We start from the raw sequence: 17,578 nt of genomic DNA on the forward strand, positions 1-17,578 counted from the left end.
GTTGAAAAAAATAGGTTACTTAATACTCAATTCTCGGATGACTTGATTCTTCATATCAGCGATATAGACTTTTTCCCCATCAGAGCTCACCGCAACGCCCATTGGTATATTAAACTTAGCCAGTTCAACACCTCCGTCAGCATAACCACTACTTCCAGGGACACCGATGGGTGTTGTGACCCTTGCATTAGCTCCTTGCGTTGTATCGATGCTACGAATGCAGTGGTTCTGAGAATCAGCGATATAGAGTCGTCCATCCTTAGTGAAGCAAATCTGACGAGGATAGTTGAACTTTGCATTCTTGAGAGAGCCGTCTTCCCATCCTTTACCCTCGGTATAGTTGACAGATCCGTAAGCTGCTATGCCGGCATAAGGTTCTCCGTGATAGGTAAGAGAGTCTTTGTCTGAAAGCTGGTCGACATCCACATACCATATTTCATGACAATCGGAAAAAGAGATGAACAAACGGTTAGGCTGGATGGGACTGAAAGCACAATAGCTATCGTTACCGCCTCCGTCTCCGCTCTTACCATTATCTTTTCCGACCTTCTTAAGCAGAAGCTCAGCCCTGCGCGTCTTAGGATTGATGCGCAGCAACTCTCCATGATACATCACGGTATAAAGCATGTGATCGTTTTTATTGATGACGAAACAGAACTTGTAGTTCTTGTCATCCAGGGTGGAATAGCCCTCAGGATTGATAAACTGTGTCTTCTTCACAGCATAATCGTTTCCTTTCATCAAAGACCAGTAAACACGTCCGCCATCATCAGGCACATACATACCCTCGAAGCCGGGCTCCGTAGAATAGGCTGGGGCATTAATCTTTGAAGAGTTCCAACCATTCTCCTGCAAAAGCGTTAGCTCATCCTTTTTGGTATCTGCGCGTAGAACGATTCCCTTTACATTCTCATTCTTTTCGTTACGACAGTCCATATAGCCTGTAGAACCATCATCAAAACGATGCTCCACAATAAAGATATTGTCCTCATCGTCCACGCAGAGATAACCCGGGGCTGAAAGACTGGATGAAAGCAGCTTATCGCACTTTGTAGCGTGCGCATCGGTCGTCTGCATACCGACAATCGTTGTCACAGCCGTCTGAGTAATATAACGGAAGTCGCGGCCTGCTCTTCCAAAGATGGTGTCTCCGTTGATATCACGTGTTACTTCCAATTTAATATTACGCTTGTAAGTGAGACCAGATGGCACATAAGCATACAACCTCTCACCATTGGATGACACGAGACCACCCTTATGCCTCACTCCATCTTCGTCTACATACCATAGCTTCAACCCTGTCGTATCAGAGCCGAAATTCGAACCTGTGATAATCATGGGGGTTGCTATACCACCACTGTCAGGATAGAAATCCTCTATTACAATAGCTTTCGAAGGATCGAAAGCAACCCTGCCCGAATCAGAATTCTTGTCTGAGCATGACATCCATGTCAAGGATCCTAACAAGGCCAAACCTAAAAAAATTTTTTTACTCTTCATATAGATCAATGTTAGTATTTAAGTTGAAGTTTAATTATTTTGATATGTTTCTACAAAATTAATTATTTTATTTATAATACTATTACAATCAAATTAAGTTTAACGTATCTCTTGACAATAATTAACACTAAACGTTAATTATAAGGGGTAAGAAAATATAATATAAATATTTTGTTTAATTTTATAGCGTACTTTTCAACAAGTCGAAAACAAAGAGAAGATGTGATATTAATGTCCGTTCGGTCTTGTTATAATAATGGAAATATAACAATATACACTGACTATATGGTCGGCATCTTGTGCCGGCCATCTTTATAGATCAGAAATCAAGTTCGTTCAGATACTTATCTACTATCATGCCCTTGGCTGCCTGCTGCTTCACCGTGAAGGTACGCAAAGCTTTGAAATGAAGCACGCAGAGTGTCTCGTCACCACTGATCACAGTCTGGTTGCCCACATTGGCAAAGGTAGGATAAAGTGCCTGAGAGCCATCACTGTGATGACGGTCATAAGTCATATTTCTCATTTCCTTCGCCGCTACGGCATCCACCTTAACGAAGCGCATATCCTGCGGACGGTAGGGAAGCACAAAGTTGAACGCGTTGACAGCCTGCATGGCTTTGCCTTTCACCAAGATGGTGACATCATCGCCTGCCTTGTACACCTTCTTGTCGTACTCATAGGAGAATCTACCTGCCAGCTTAGCATTGTTGCCGTCATCATAGACGCCACCGTCGAGCTTCGTCGTGACATTGGAGATATCGTAGGCATCGATGAGCCCGTTGCTGTTAATGTCTCCGCCGGAGATATAGCCATCGAAGTCGGCATCGCCTTTCTTCAGGCCCGTATAGTTCATGTAGGAGGTCAGATCATTGTCGTCCACCTTCCCGTCATTGTTGATATCCCCAGGTATCAGCGTCTTCGTACCCGGCACCTTAAAGACATAGAGCTCACGACCGGAACCGAAGCCACCGACAGCTTCCTGCACCTTGACCTTCACATAGCGGGCCACCGGATGGGCGGTGAGTACCACTTCCTTCACCGTGGCATCCCTTTCCCAGGTCTGTTCGCCCATGTCAGTCCAGGTCTTTCCATCACGACTCACCTGAATGTCAGCACGTGTAATCGTCCCGTTGCCGGCATTGGCGCGTGGGTAATACTGCAGTTTGTCCAGCGTATTGATGCTGTGCAGATCGATGGTAAATTCAAACGGCACCGCCTTACTATAATAATAGGTGTGCCAGATGTCGCCCGTCGTAGCAAAATCGAAGAGATGCTTGATGCCGAAGCCGTCCATGTCGCGTGCTGTCGACGTGGCTGTGAGTCCATGAATGGCAAACTCTAGCGGATTGACAGCCGTGCGCACGTGCAGCGGAGTCCATTCGCCGGCACCGTCAGCATTGACGGCACGCACCTTGAAATCATAGTCAGTGGCGGGCGTCAGGTCGCCGAACAGCTGCTCCTCGCCGCGAATCGTCGAATAGATCTGCCCTTGGAATGCCACCTCGTAATAGTCGGCATTGTCCACGCGTTTCCATTTCGGCGTGACCGAATAGGGCTGCACGTCAGCCTTGAGGAGCTGCGGAGCCGCCAAACTTCCACGGCTCTTTTTCAATCCATTGTCTTTTCTGAGCTGTTCAAATCCTTTCACGTTGACCACCACTTCATTGGCCGCAATATCCGTCGGAGCTATCCTGACAACGATTCTGGCATTCTTCTTGATGCTGACAGAGGCACTTGGAGAGCCCGGAGTAGAGAAGCGGTTGAGCTCCGGCGCGACTTCAAAAGTCCAGGTATTGTCACCGGAGGCAGCTTCCCTGAGTGTGACTTTCTTGCCGCCCATCGTAGCCGTCACCTTGTCCGGACGGCCGTTGCAGTTGATGAACAGCTCTGTCGCCTGCTGAAGAACCTGTCCTTTAAACCTGCCCTGTGTCTTCTCAACGCGGACGGTGAGCTCTCTCTTCCCGTTTAGATCTGATGTGATACGGGTCGTGGCCGAGTCTCCTTTGAGATAGTTTTCTGTCGTACCGTCGTCGTCATAAAGCGTAAACGAAGACTGTCCTTTAGGATAGAGCTCGAAGACGCGGCGTGAGCGATCAATCTGCGAAGGGTTGTTATTGGCATTGACCATCGGAATGATGGCGCCGGCCTTGACAAAGAGCGGCAGTTTCCATAACGGAGCGGCAACATCGTTGAGGATGCGTCCTCCCTCGTAGGTGTCGCCGGAGAAAAAGTCATACCATATACCGGCCGGCAGATAGATGCCGTTCCGGATGTCGTTTCCTTCTTTGTCGGCCGCCGTATTCTGATATATGGGAGCCACAAGAAACGACGGGCCATACATGTACTGATAGCGTGTAGCGATACCATGGGTGAAATCGGACGCGTCGTCTAAAAACATGGCACGGATCAGCGGCTTGTCAGTCACGGCCTCATGGGCACACGAATAGGTGTAAGGCAGGAGCGCCGACTTGAGCTTCAGATAAGAACGGTTGATGCTTGTGGCCGGCTCGCCGAGGGCTGAAGGATATTTCGGATTAGCCCCCCACCCGTCCATGTTGAGCTGCATGGGCGTGAAGGTCTTCCATTGGAAGTCCCGAATGTTGACGATAGGGTTCTTTCCGCCGAAGATTCCGTCCATATCACTCGTGATGTTGCCCAGTCCGGACAGTCCTGCACCTATATAGGTAGGAATGTGAAAGCGGATGTATTCCCACTCTCCGCCCGTCTGGTCACCGGTCCACACACCGCCATAGCGCTGTGTGCCGGCCCATCCGTCAAGTGTGATGATGAAAGGCCGAGCGTTATTGCCATAATAAGGCATGATGCCCGCTACATCGGCAATGCCATTGAGACCAAACGAATAGCCGTCGCCGACCCACGCCACATCGGTCTTGAGCACACGCACGCCGGCATCGCGCACTTCCTTGACAATGTCGCGCTGAAGCAAGACCGGGATGGTATCGATGGGATGGAGGTTCGACTGCGTCCAAAGCCCTATCTCTACGCCGTTCTTACGGGCATAGTCGCCGAAGCTTTTCAGGTTGGCGATGTTGCCGTCGAGTGTCGTGGTCTGGCCGTATCCGGCTCCATAACCGTCGTTGGGCAACACCCAGCCCAAGGGCATGTCGTTGTGTTTGTAGCGGTCCACCACGGCGCGGGCGGAGAACTGATAGTTGTTTTTCTCACCGTTGAGGCTCTCCTTGATGCCGCCATTGTCTTTCTGGCTCTCCGCATAGCGCTTGCCATCCTCGAAGAGGATGCCTTTTTTATCGGTCGTCTCCTTCCAATAATCACGGTTGTAGGCATTGAGATGTCCCTCATAGAAAGCGAACTTTGGCAGCAGCACGGGATTGCCCGTGAGCTGGTAATAATCGCGCAGCAGTGACGTGGGCGTGCTGTCCACCATCAGGAAGAGATCCAGATGTGACGTGTCGTGAGTGAGAGTGACCGATGCCTTGTCCTCGCTTCCAAAGTCGTATTCGCCTGGCTGGAAGGTGTAGGGCATGGCTGCATAGCCCATTGTTGACCAATAGAAAGGTGCGGGCGAGGCCACGCCACCGTCGGTCCAACTGTTGGTATTGACAATCTCTATGCGCCGTCCGCGATGGGAGAATCTTCCGTTCTGCACGCCGCCACCATAGAAATACTCCCCGTCGTGGTTGCGCAGACTCAGTGTGGTCCTGCCGTTCTGGAAGTCCACCGCCCTACTCTGCTCTGCCACCACCTTGCCATTTCTCAGGTCAGTGACGGTCATCAGGCCCGTATGGCGGTCGAAGCTGACGCTGACCTCTGCCGTGGCTACCGTCACAGATTGTCCGTCATGTGAGAGTCGCAGCTCGCCAGCATCCTGACGAGGACTGTCGACAAGAATCTTGGCGGGCGGATTGCTCTTGGGATCGCGGATGATTCCGCCATGGGGATCCTGGAAAATGCGGAAGACATTCTTGCCGTAAAAGTCCAGAGTCGCTGTCTGGCCATTGCCGTAGATGACCTCCACAGTCGTGGGATTGATCTGCCGCATGCCCGTCACAGGAACTGGGTTGGCAGCCATTATGCCCCCTGACGACAAAAGTAAGAATGAGAATAACATGCTGAAAGGATTCTTCGTTCTCATATTATGAATAACTCAAAAGCGCTTGATAATTGTATCAAGTAGAATAGTAAATTTTATCAACGATGGTTTATAACCGCAAAGTTACATATATTTTTCTTTAAAGCCAATGAAATTATTATTAATTTTCTAAATTGTAGAGCTCACAGCGTAACTATTTAGTCCATGTTGCCTTTACACTGTAATCGCATCGCCTTTACACTGTAGACGCATTGCCTTTACACTGTAATCGCATCGCCATTACACTGTAGACGCGATGCCATAATATCTTCCTCTATGCGCGGGGGGCCAGTCGTTCTCTCCGGAAGACCTCGCCCTGCGCAAGTCAGAAGGCTTCGTCTCGACATGCTACACCTGCTGCACGGAAGTAGAGCCCAATCTCTTCACCAACAGTAAGCCCTCCGATGCCGCCTTTCTCCCACTCTATTGCCTTTCCAAAGGCCTCGACGGCTACTTGCATTGGTCGTGGATGAACTGGGATAACCATCCGCTCACCGACTCCCGCTACCGTCTCTTCCCCGCCGGTGACACCTATTGCGTCATCTGGTCAGCTGTCATCACCAGGCTGCGTGATGATAGCAAGCGATAGGAGAAAGACAGAAATGACGTATCCTTTATCATATACACATTATTATATTATAGTGCACTTTAAACTTAAATACTAAATATAGTTAACAAGATGGCATTCATAAGTATAATATTTGATTATATAATCCGATATCATTAATTTTGAAGCAGTTTCTAATCTAAAACCAAAAAAGCACTTAAATCTAAAGAAGTATGCAAAAAATCGTTCACTTGTTGGGCAGTGCGGGTATAGCTATGTCATCATGCTTGCCAATCACTACCTTGGCTGCCGAAGGAGCTCCTGAGACTGCGTCCTATCAGGTCATTAATCAGGAACATACCGTCACGGGTGTGGTGCTTGACGAGACGGGCCAGCCAGTCATCGGTGCTACCATCGTGTCGAAGAGCAATCCAAAGTTGATGGGAACTACTGACGTCAACGGTCAGTTCTCCATGAAAGTCGCCAGTGACAATGATGTGCTGGTCTTCACCTACATCGGTTACCAGAAGAAAGAAGTGCCCCTGAAAGGCAAGCGTGTCTTGTCTGTGGAGATGAAAGAGGATACCAAGACGCTGAATGATGTCGTGGTTACTGCTTTCGGTGCAACACAGAAGAAAGAGACGGTGGTAGGATCCATTCAGCAGGTGAAGCCGGAGGGCCTGCGCGTACCTGGATCAAACATTTCCAATGCTTTCGCAGGCCGCCTGGCCGGTGTCATTGCTACGCAGAGCAGCGGTATGCCCGGCTCCAATGGCTCCAACTTCTACATTCGTGGTATCTCCACGATCAGCGGTGCCACTAATCCGCTCATCGTCATGGATGGCATGGAGATCTCTCAAGACGACCTTAACCACCTCGATCCGGATGTCATCGAGAGCTTCTCCATCTTGAAAGATGCGTCTGCTACAGCCATGTACGGTACACGAGGTGCTAACGGCGTACTGATCATCACCACCAAGAGCGGTGCTGACCTGGAGAAACCAAAACTCACCTTCCGCGTGGAAGGCAATGTCACCGTGCCTACTTCCAAGCCGAAATTTGTTAAAGGCGCAGAATTTATGCAGCTATACAACGAGGCTGTGAAAAACGAAGGAACAGGCTCCACGCTCTATACCGACGAGCAGATAGCCAACACCCGCAACCATGTCAACCCTTATGTTTTTCCTGATGTTGACTGGTACAAGGAGATATTCAGAAACACAGCCTTCAACCAGAAAGCCAACATGAACATCCGTGGCGGTACGAAGAAAATCGTCTACTTCATGAACCTCAACCTCAGCCACGAGACAGGCATGCTGAAAAACAGAAGTAGGGACTTCTTCTCGTTCAACAATAACATCAATTATACACGACTGGCTTTCCAAAACAACATCGACTTCAACATGTCGAAGTCATCGAAGATCGCCTTGCACCTGTATGCAGGTCTTGACAATATGCACGGGCCAATGACTGGCAACACCGATATCAGCAGCACGATGAACAGCATCTATTCGCAGGTAATTGCAGCCAATCCCGTGCTCTTCCCAATCATGTATGAGGATCTGAGTAACGACGGATGGCTGCACTGGGGCTTTAAGCAGATTGGCAACGGCGGCAGCTCGAACCCGCTGGCACAGCTTGTCAACGGCTATCAAGACACATTTGCCAGTACCATCACGGCGAATCTCAACTTCGATCAAAAGCTTGACTTCATCACCAAAGGCCTTGCTTTCCATGCAATGGCTTCGTTCAAGAACTGGTCGAAGAGCTCCAACTATCGTGGCATGAACTACAACCGCTACACCATGCAAGGCTATACCAGGAACAGTGACGGCTCCTACACCTATACCACCGTGCCTGTAGGCGACCCCCAACAGCCAGTATTGAGCAATTCCGGCTCCAATGCCGGAGACCGCCGCTACTATGGTCAGGCCTATTTCGACTACAACCGCGCCTTCGGCAACCATACCGTGTCGGGAATGCTGCTGTGGAACATCAACCAGTATGAATCGAACAGGTACGGCAACGACCTCACTAATCTGTTAGGCTCTCTTCCTTCTCGAAAGATGGGCTTTGCTGCACGCGCCACTTACGACTATCTCCATCGTTATCTCGTAGAGTTCAATGCCGGATACAATGGCTCCGAACAGTTTGCCAAAGGCCACCGGTGGGGCTTCTTCCCTTCGATTGGTCTGGGCTACGTGATGAGTGAGGAGAACTACTGGAAGCCTCTGCAAAACGTGATCTCCAACTTCAAACTCCGCGGTACTTACGGCCTTGTGGGCAACGATCAGTATGGATATGAGCGATTCATCTATCAGCAGGTGATCACTCTTACAGGCAACGGCAGTTTCACCACTGGCATACCAGGAAACAAGGTCTCCTATTCAGGACCTGGCTGGACTCGCCTTGGGAACAATGACGTATCATGGGAAGTGGGACACAAGCTCGACCTCGGATTCGACATACAGCTATTCAATGCGCTAAGCATTACTTTTGACTGGTTCCGTGAGCGCCGCTCCAACATCTTCCAGCAGAAGCTGTCGATTCCTAACTATCTTGGGACAGCCAACACAAAGATCTACGGCAACCTTGCTGAAGTAGTCAACCATGGTGTCGACCTGGCGGTGAGCTACAACAAGGCAATCAACAAAGATCTCGCCATCCAGTTCCAAGGCACGCTGACCTATAACAACAATAAGATAACCGTTTATGACGAGGCACCCGGTACGCGCGAAGCCATGAAGTACAAAGGTAAAAACGTAAAGACCGCATGGGGCTACATTTCCAACGGGCTCTTTATTGACGACGCCGACGTCACCAACGGCCCCGTATCAACCCTTGGCAACATTACCATTGCACCGGGCGACATCAAATATGTGGACCAACCCGATGCTGAGGGTAAATATGATGGTAAAATCACGAGCGACGATCAGGTACCTCTGGGTGTCACTGAACCAAGGCTCATCTATGGCTTCGGGCCATCTGTCTCTTATAAGAAATGGGACTTTTCCTTCTTTTTCCAGGGCCGTGGCAACGTGGCGCTGATTCTAAGAGACATCCAGCCCTTTGGAACATCGACCCACCGCGGCGTACTGCAGTTTGTCGCTGATGACAGATGGAGCCCCGACAACCAAGACCCCAACGCGGCATTCCCAAGACTGACTGAAACTTTCAACAATAACAACACAGCCTCGTCTTCCTACTGGCTGCGCAATGGACGCTTTCTCAAACTGAAGAATGCAGAGATCGGATATAGCTTCAAGAATATCCGCGTCTACGCCAACGGTACCAATCTGCTCACCTTCTCACCGTTCAAGCTGTGGGATCCTGAGATGGGAGGTGGCAACTATACTTCGAAATATCCCACCCAGCTCACCGTCAACGTAGGTTGTCAAATCACTATTAATTAACTCCAGACATGAAAAGAATACATAAATTGATTATAGGCTGCTTCTTCCTTGCCGGCCTCACGATGACATCATGTAACTATCTTGATGTCGTGCCCAAGGAGTACGCATCTGAGTCTGACATGGCCAAAGACCGTCAGGCAGCACTCAACTACCTATACTCCTGCTATGGCTATCTGCCACAGCCAAATAGCGGTACAAGCTCCCTTGACCTGCTCACGGGTGATGAAGTAGTTACAGCATTTGAGCACGAAACTTTCGCGGCCTTTCCCAAAGGCAATTATACCGCCTCCGATCCGGTCATCTCCTACTGGAACACCTTATACCAAGGCATCCGCCAGTGTCTCTCTTTCCAGGAGGAGCTCAACAAGAGCGGCAACTTCGCAGAGCTGGAGGCCAAAGACAGGGCTGACTACAAGGCACAGGTAAAGTTTCTTTTAGGTTATTACGATTTTCTGCTTACACGTTGCTATGGCCCCATTATCTTAGTTACCACAAAGCCCGATGCCATGACCAATCCGAAGGACTATCTTCCCCGAACAGACTACGATGTGTGTGTGGATTCCATCTGCAACTATTTCGACGAGGCTGCAAAGGGTCTTCCAGCAACGCGTATCGGTACGCAGTCGAATGAGTTTGGTCTGGCCACAAGCGTGGCAGCCAAGGCCATGAAGGCCAAGACACTGCTCTACGCCGCATCACCATTGTTCAACGGCAACAGTAAGTTTTATGCTGATTTCAAGGACAAAGAGGGCAAACCACTCATGCCTCTCACCTACGATGCGAACAAATGGGTAAAGGCACGCGATGCCTATAAAGAGGCCATTACAGCGGCTGAGGCAGCCGGCTACCACTTGTATAAACGGGGCGATTATAAGATTTCCACCAATGGTTATCCGGCAGACCCACACGTACGAGCCTTGCGCTATATCTCTACCGACTATGAACAGGAAGGCGAAAAAGCCGGCTCCAATTGCGAAGTCATCCTGGCCGACTCACGTGGTGAGGGCAACTACGGTCTCCAAAACAAAAGCATGCCTTTCAACTGGAAGAATGGAAACAACTCCTGGAATGGCATCTCACCCACCATTGCCATGATGAGCCGTTTCTATACAAAGAATGGACTGCCCATGGATGAGGACAAGACGCTCGACTTCTCACACCCCTGGAATCTTGTAAAAGTGGATTCGACACATATGAATGAGGCATGCCTGGGGCGTCAGACCATGCGTTTCGACCTTGACCGTGAACCCCGTTTCTATGCCTGGATTGACTTTCAAAACGGGTTTTACGAGATTCTCAGTTCCAGCAACAACGGCGCCTACAGAGATGATGCCGATTACAGGAAGTTCTCTGATGGCACTCATGGCGAGCTCATCACGAGCTTTGTCGTCGGCGGAAACTGCAGCAGGGGTAAGGATCTCAACAATCTCCGCTCCAACAACTATGCGCCTACGGGCTTCCTCAATAAAAAGTTTGTGGATCCAGACATCGCAAAGAATGCCAGTGGCTTAGGCGACTACCATGAGCGTCCATGGCCTGTTATCCGCCTGGCGGAGCTTTATTTAGGCTATGCCGAGTGTTGTGTGGAGACGGGTGACCTTTCCACAGCCCGTGAATATATCAACAAGGTGCGCGAACGTGCAGGCATTCCTACCGTAGAAGATGCATGGGGCAATTACTCAAAAGACCCATCAAAGGCCACCACACAAGATGGGCTGCGTGAGATTGTTCGCAACGAGCGTATGAACGAGTTCTACCTTGAGAATCAAAACTTCTGGGATATGAGACGCTGGCTTCTCGCAGAGAAATACTTCAATGTAAAAGCCCAAGGCATGGACATTGACGCTACCACGCTGACTGACTTCGCAAAGGTGAAGACCGTCATCTTTGAGCGTAAATTCGCATCTCCTTCCAATTATCTCATGCCGATACCTTCGGCCGATATCAACAAGAATGTGCATATCGTCCAGAATCCAGGCTACTGATCAGAAAGGTAATTAATTCAAAACAACAATGAAAAAGACCATATACAGTTTGCTGGCTGTTGCGCTCCTTGCAGGATTCTCATCATGCTCAAGCGACGACAAGACAGTGCCCAGCTCAATCATTGACCAAACCACCATCACTTCAACTGCCAGGCCCGGAGAAGTAGTCTTCCATTGGACAAAACCTTCACATCCTGACTACTACTATGTAAAGGTGAAATACAACGATCCCAAAAAGGGCGAAGTGGTGAAGAACGCCAGTTCTTATGCTGACTCTATCGTTATCGATGGGCTCTACGCCAAGTATGGCAGGTTGGACTATCAGTTCTCCTTTGTCAGTAACGACGGAGGCGAGACCGCGCCGTTCACGGTCAGCGCACAGGCCGGTGCCGTGCTGCCTACTGTGAAAGACGCAGGATTGGGCGATGCCATCACCCTCACGGCTGATGACTTGTGGACCGATGATCAGGAAACATCGGAAGGACCCATCAGAAATCTCGTTGACGGAAATAACAACAGTTTCTTCCACATGAGTTGGTCAAGTCCTTCGCCTTTCCCCCATTACATAGTGGTGGACCTCAAGAAAGAAGTAACGGGCGTCATGTTCAGCTACGTCTGCCGTAACAATAACAACAAGGACAATCCAAAGCAGATTACAGTTTTAGGATCCAGTGAGTTCAATAAGTCAACCGATGCACTGACAAAAGCATTTCAATTAAATGTACTGACAGGGCTACCTGGTGATAAGGCCGCCTCTTACGACTCGCCGCATATCGTGAGTGCTGAACCTTTCCGTTATCTCTGGCTCCGAATTGACTCGTCAACATCAGGAAGTCAATGGGTAGCACTCGCAGAGCTTTCCGTGAAAGAAGTGAAGACGACTATCTACGACCCTGAAAACGAGAAGTAATAACCGTCAACGAAAAAAAGAAGGTGTATCATCGAAAATGATACACTTTTTTTATTCATTGCCTCTACGCCGTAATCGCATCGCCTCTACGCCGTAATCGCATCGCCTTTACACTGTAATCGCATTGCCTTTACACTGTAGACGCGATGCGATTACAGTGTAGAGGCAGTCGCGTTTTTTATATATGTCAGGCAAGGCTCTTTACGTCGCCAGTACGCTTGAGTACGCCCCATTGCTGCAGCTCACCCTTGATGGCTTTGAGATAACTCTTGAAGAGCACGTAGTACATGATCCAGCGGTAGAAAAAGCGCTGCGGAATGATCCACAACAGCACCCACAGCCGTTCGTGCTCAAAAAGATAAGCCATGATGCTCACGCTGGCATCCACGGCGAGAAAAATCAGGTAATAGGTCAGGATCTGCAAGGCGTTGCCCGAGAAAAGCCCCACAAACATCATGATGTCTGCCAACGGTGAGAAGGTGGGGATGATGTATTGGAACACCAGCATGTTGGGCATGGCCCACAGTCCGAAACCGTGTTTTTTCGGATTGAAGAGTGATGCCCGGTGCTTCCAGAAAGTTTGCATCACGCCAAAGCACCAGCGCACACGCTGCTTGACAAACTGCGCCACGTTCTCCGGCGCCTCGGTCATAGCCACGGCGAAGTTTTCGTTTTCAATGACATATCCGCTCTCGATGATGCGCATGGTCAGGTCGCAGTCCTCGGCAAGGGTATCATTGGTGAGGCCACCGGCTTTCTCGATGGCCTCCTTGCGGAAGGCGCCGATGGCCCCAGGCACCACAGTGATGGCATTGATGTAAGAGTAGGCCATGCGGTCAAAGTTCTGGCTGGTGGTGTACTCGATAGCCTGCCAGCGCGTAAGCATGTTGCACTGGTTGCCCACTTTCACGTTTCCTGCCACGGCGCCGATGCGGTGTTCGCCGTCAGCAAGGAAGTGCTGCATGAGTTTGCTCACGGCATCGGGGCGCAGCTGTGTGTCGGCATCAATGCACACCACATAGTCCGACGAGGTGCGGGCTATGCCATAGTTCAGTGCCGAAGCCTTGCCCCCATTGGGCTTGCCGAGGATGTGCACCTTCTCATTGCCGTCAAAAGCCTCGTGAATACGGTCCAGAGTGTGATCCTTGCTGCCGTCATCGACGAAGTAGATGTCGAAGTTTGGATAGTCCTCCTTGAGCAAGGTCTCCACCGTACGCACGGCATTGACTTCCTCGTTGTAGGCGGGGACGATGATAGAGACCTTTGGCGCGTTGTCCTCTGTGAGCGTCGTGTAATGACGGCGACGCTCTTTACGCTTTTCCATCACCATGAGGTAGTACATGAACCCGAGGCGCAGGAAGCCAAGTACGATAAAGACCACAAACAGCGCGGTAAGGAAATCGCTCAGGTGATAGATGATCTCGGCCAGCGTGAGGTTGGCTTGCATGGCATAATAAGTCTTGCCTTTAGGTACAGGCGGCATGAGCTGAGAACGGCTCATACCGAGATATTTCTCCAGAGAGATGAAATGGTAGCCTTCGTGCTGCAAGGTGCGGATGATGCGCGGCAGTGCTGCCAAAGTAGGCTTGCGGGTTACGCCGCCGGCATCGTGAAGCAGGATGATGTGGCCGTCGCCACGGTGCACACCGTCAATGACACGATGATAGATCTGGTCAGCTGACACGCCGAGTTCCCAGTCGTTAGGGTCGACCTCTTCACCCACAAAGAGATAGTCGCGGCGGCTGGCAAGGATCATCGGTTCGATCTCCTCATGTTGCGTAGGATCGGCATCGGCATTGTAAGGCGCACGGAAGAGAATGGTACTCTGTCCGGTGACGCTCTCCAAGAGCATGCGCGTCAGCTTGAGCTCAGCATAGGTGCGGGCGTCCGAGTTCTCAATCATGTTATGGTGGGTGAAGGTGTGGTTGCCTATGGTGTAGCCCTCATCGTAGACCCTGCGAACAAGGGGCAGGTTCTTCTCCATCTGCAAGCCTACCATGAAGAAAGCGGCTGGCGCATGATATTTCTTCAACGTGCTGAGCACACGCGGTGTCCACCGATAGTCGGGACCGTCGTCAAAGGTGAGCAGCAAATCCTTGGGACCGCAATGGCCCAACTTCGTGATCGTGTAAGTAGAGGGCAGCCCCAGGTATTTCTCCTCAGTGATGATAGCGTCATTGGGATCCATCGCCAGACTGACTTTACCTTCCTTCGGTTCCGACTCCACATCCATGACCTCGCCCGTGCCAACAAAGTTAACATCGTCGTAACCCACCAGGCGCATCATCTTGTTCATGTTCCATTTCTTCACTTGCTCCCAAGCCAGGTCCTTGCCATAGAAATTCCACAGCCGGTGATCTTCGGTGCCGAGACGCCACACGCTGAAGCCGGCAAGATGATAGGTCACACCGAAACGCATCATGTTGAACAGCGTCGCCGCATCCGTAAAATAGACTTGATGCAGCAGGTTGTCGTCGTCATAGTAGGAGTAAGAGAGATTGTACGAATCGTCATTGAAGTGGATGTCAGCCCCTGCGTCAAGCGCTGAGGCAATGGTTTGATCGAACGACACTGTGCTTGCATTGTCGCCATCCGGCCAGTCGTATCCGTAAGCGGCGAGACCGAGAACGAGCTTGTCGTTGGGGATGTTTTTCGCCGCCCAATCGGTTGCACGCTCCACCCAGTGCTGCGAAGCGATGTCGCCAGGCCGGCTGTCGGTGTTGTGCTCATCATAGGCCATGAGGAAGAGGTAGTCGTTGTACTTCGCCAACGGCTGCACATCGTAGTCGTCATTAAACGGCTGGATGTCCTGGGTGATATACATGCCGTTATCGTGGAAAAGCTGTGAAAGCTCCTTGACGAAGTTGGTGAGCTGTGCGTTGTCGTTGATGGTCAAGTCCTCCAAGTCGATGTTGACACCCTGGAAGCGGAAGCGATGACAGACGACGAGCATGCTGTTGATGAACCGTTTGCGCAGGGCTGGATTCCTCATGATGCGGCCGATGCCCTCCGACCGGAAGCCGTTCTTGTAGTTGTTGGTCAGCATGGGCATGATGGGAATACCCGACTTACGCATGAGGGCAAGGGCTTTCTTATCAACCCTTATTTCCAACTCACACGTCTTGGGATTGATGAAAAGCCACTCCGGAATCACCAGATTCAGATTCCTCATGTTCTGCTTCAATGAGCGCAGGGCATGCGGGTCCCAGTTGACAAACCATGCCGCGCGAACGCCCATGCGCGGGTCTGTCCATTCGTTGATGAACTTCTGCGTTAGCCCTTTCCCGTGTCCGACAAAGCGGTGGCTCTTCTCAAAGTGCTCCAGGTAAGTGTTGTGCATATGTCGCTCCACGAAATTGTCGCGGAGAGAACGGTAGGTCTTTGTCAGTTTGATGTCGCGCATGAAAGGCTTGGAACCCGACATCACGCCACGATAATCGTGACGGAAAGGCATGTTTGGACTGCCTTCCATAAAGAACATCGTAATAAAAACAATGAGCAACAAGGCAACGAGAGTCGCGAAGAAACGCATCGTCCATTTAAACCGCATCCACCTCCGACGGCTATCGGTCTGGAACACTTGCTTATCCATAAATCTTTTTCTCTACAATCTTTTTACATAACAAAAAAGAATGACTGCAAGAGCCGTTCACTAATACTGCTCTAATTGCGGTGCAAAGGTAAACGATTATCTGATGGCCGCCGTTGTAACATTGTGTAAAAATGATTAACGGGAGATTAAAAAGCTATAACTCAGCATAGTATTTCCGGTCAGGCTTCCCGTTGAAAGTATGATGGATAGCATCCACTTGCTCAAAGACACGCGGCACCTTATAAGTTTCGAGCCGTGACGCGATAAAGCGTGCCAGATCTCTCTTATTGACCGTTGCCCCCTCCTCCACGACATAACACAGCTTGACGGTCTCGCCAAAAAGGGGAGATAAGTCTCTCAAGCAAATGCAATCCATAATGCCAGGGAACGAGGCTACGACATTTTCCACCTCCTGCGGTGACACTTTATAGCCGCCGGTGTTGATGACGTCATTGTTGCGGCCCAGCATGTAGAGGTTACCTTCAGAGTCTATCTTTCCGAGATCTTGCGTGTATAAGGTGCCGTCTCTCAACACTGAAGCCGTAAGCCGTTCATCGTCAAGGTAACCGCTCATCAGCGTCGCACCCTGACAAGCGATAGTGTGATCGTCAGCGATCATCACTGAAGAGTGGACCATCGGCTTGCCCACACACCCTGCCACATAAGGCTCATGGTTAAAATTGTAAGTGCAGACGATGCCCGTCTCCGTAGAGGCGTAAGTGTTATACAACCGCGCGTGAGGCAACAAGTCACAGAGCTCTTCCATGTCTTTCTGCGCCAAGGTGGCTCCGCCCGTCTCTATGAAATCAATGTTCTCTGATAGGAGAGACAACTGCTTTCTACCCAGCATCAACATCATCCGTATGCTTGAAGGAACCATAAAGACGGCCAGGCGCCCGCCCGGGAAACCGAGTACCTCAAAGAAACGCGTCATATCCTTCATACCATCCAGCAGGATGAGCGTACCGCCTACCATGAGTGTAGACCACAATTTGGACAGGCAGCCTAAGTGATTGAGCGGTCCACATATTACAAATATGGTTTCCGGGCCATAGCCTTGTGCCTGAATGAGATTGTCGGCATTGGCAAGGAGGGCGCGGTAACTCTCCATGACGCCCTTCTGTGCCCCCGTGGAGCCAGTGGTGAACAGCACGTCGGCAATATTCTCCAAAGGCGAAGCGGCAGACCATGGCAGCGCCTTGCCCGCCAGAGAATGTCGCAGAGCAGAGAAAAGCTCATCCGTCAGGTCCTTGTCCACCGGAACAGCGACGCCTCCCAAGAGGTGTACAGAGAGATAGGTGTATAGGAAATCGGGGGTCGGCAAGGCCCTGAAGATATGCAGCTGGCCATGTCCCAATCCACCCGATAAGAGCTCGTCGCGCCGCCGGCACATCTCAGCCCAGAGTCCCGAATACGTGATGCGATGATTCTCACAGACAATGGCGGTCTTGCCGGGCAAGACGGAAGCATGTTCGCGGATGGCTTCCTCAAGGGTCTTAGACAACGACATAAGCGCG

Annotated in this window: 8 protein-coding genes; 4 read left to right on the plus strand and 4 right to left on the minus strand. The window is 50.6% G+C overall.

Annotated elements, in window-relative coordinates; all coding sequences use genetic code 11:
- Positions 1-15: 15 nt before the first annotated feature.
- Both PREMU_RS13850 and PREMU_RS13855 read right to left on the minus strand, forming a co-directional pair.
- Positions 16-1,500, minus strand: coding sequence for a hypothetical protein (locus PREMU_RS13850; protein WP_007576241.1), 1,485 nt, complete (start codon positions 1,498-1,500; stop codon positions 16-18).
- 319 nt (positions 1,501-1,819) lie between these two features.
- A complete protein-coding gene (locus tag PREMU_RS13855) occupies positions 1,820-5,593 on the minus strand; it encodes a TIM-barrel domain-containing protein (RefSeq protein WP_007576243.1) in 3,774 nt (1,257 codons plus the stop codon).
- A gap of 337 nt (positions 5,594-5,930) precedes the next feature.
- Between PREMU_RS13855 and PREMU_RS15905 the strand changes: the two genes are divergently transcribed.
- From PREMU_RS15905 to PREMU_RS13870, 4 genes are all read left to right on the plus strand, one after another.
- Positions 5,931-6,203 (plus strand): glycoside hydrolase domain-containing protein, encoded by a 273-nt coding sequence (locus PREMU_RS15905; RefSeq protein ID WP_336433294.1) that lies wholly within the window; start codon positions 5,931-5,933, stop codon positions 6,201-6,203.
- Positions 6,204-6,394: 191 nt separating this feature from the next.
- Positions 6,395-9,574 (plus strand): SusC/RagA family TonB-linked outer membrane protein, encoded by a 3,180-nt coding sequence (locus tag PREMU_RS13860; protein WP_007576245.1) that lies wholly within the window; start codon positions 6,395-6,397, stop codon positions 9,572-9,574.
- Positions 9,575-9,582: 8 nt separating this feature from the next.
- Complete coding sequence (locus tag PREMU_RS13865; protein ID WP_007576246.1) at positions 9,583-11,559, plus strand: RagB/SusD family nutrient uptake outer membrane protein; 1,977 nt, start codon at positions 9,583-9,585, stop codon at positions 11,557-11,559.
- Between the two features lie 28 nt (positions 11,560-11,587).
- The gene (locus PREMU_RS13870) at positions 11,588-12,469 is read left to right on the plus strand and encodes a discoidin domain-containing protein (RefSeq protein ID WP_007576248.1); all 882 of its coding nucleotides are present in this window, start codon (positions 11,588-11,590) and stop codon (positions 12,467-12,469) included.
- Positions 12,470-12,656: 187 nt separating this feature from the next.
- Here PREMU_RS13870 and PREMU_RS13875 read toward each other — a convergent pair whose 3' ends face one another.
- Positions 12,657-16,061, minus strand: a complete 3,405-nt coding sequence (locus PREMU_RS13875) for a trifunctional glycoside hydrolase family 18/polysaccharide deacetylase/glycosyltransferase family 2 protein (protein WP_007576251.1) — start codon at positions 16,059-16,061, stop codon at positions 12,657-12,659.
- A 154-nt stretch (positions 16,062-16,215) separates the two neighbouring features.
- Positions 16,216-17,571: a class I adenylate-forming enzyme family protein gene (locus PREMU_RS13880; RefSeq protein WP_007576252.1), complete on the minus strand. Its 1,356-nt coding sequence runs from the start codon at positions 17,569-17,571 to the stop codon at positions 16,216-16,218.
- Between the last annotated feature and the right edge of the window lie 7 nt (positions 17,572-17,578).

The organism is Hallella multisaccharivorax DSM 17128, assembly GCF_000218235.1.
Classification (GTDB): domain Bacteria; phylum Bacteroidota; class Bacteroidia; order Bacteroidales; family Bacteroidaceae; genus Prevotella; species Prevotella multisaccharivorax.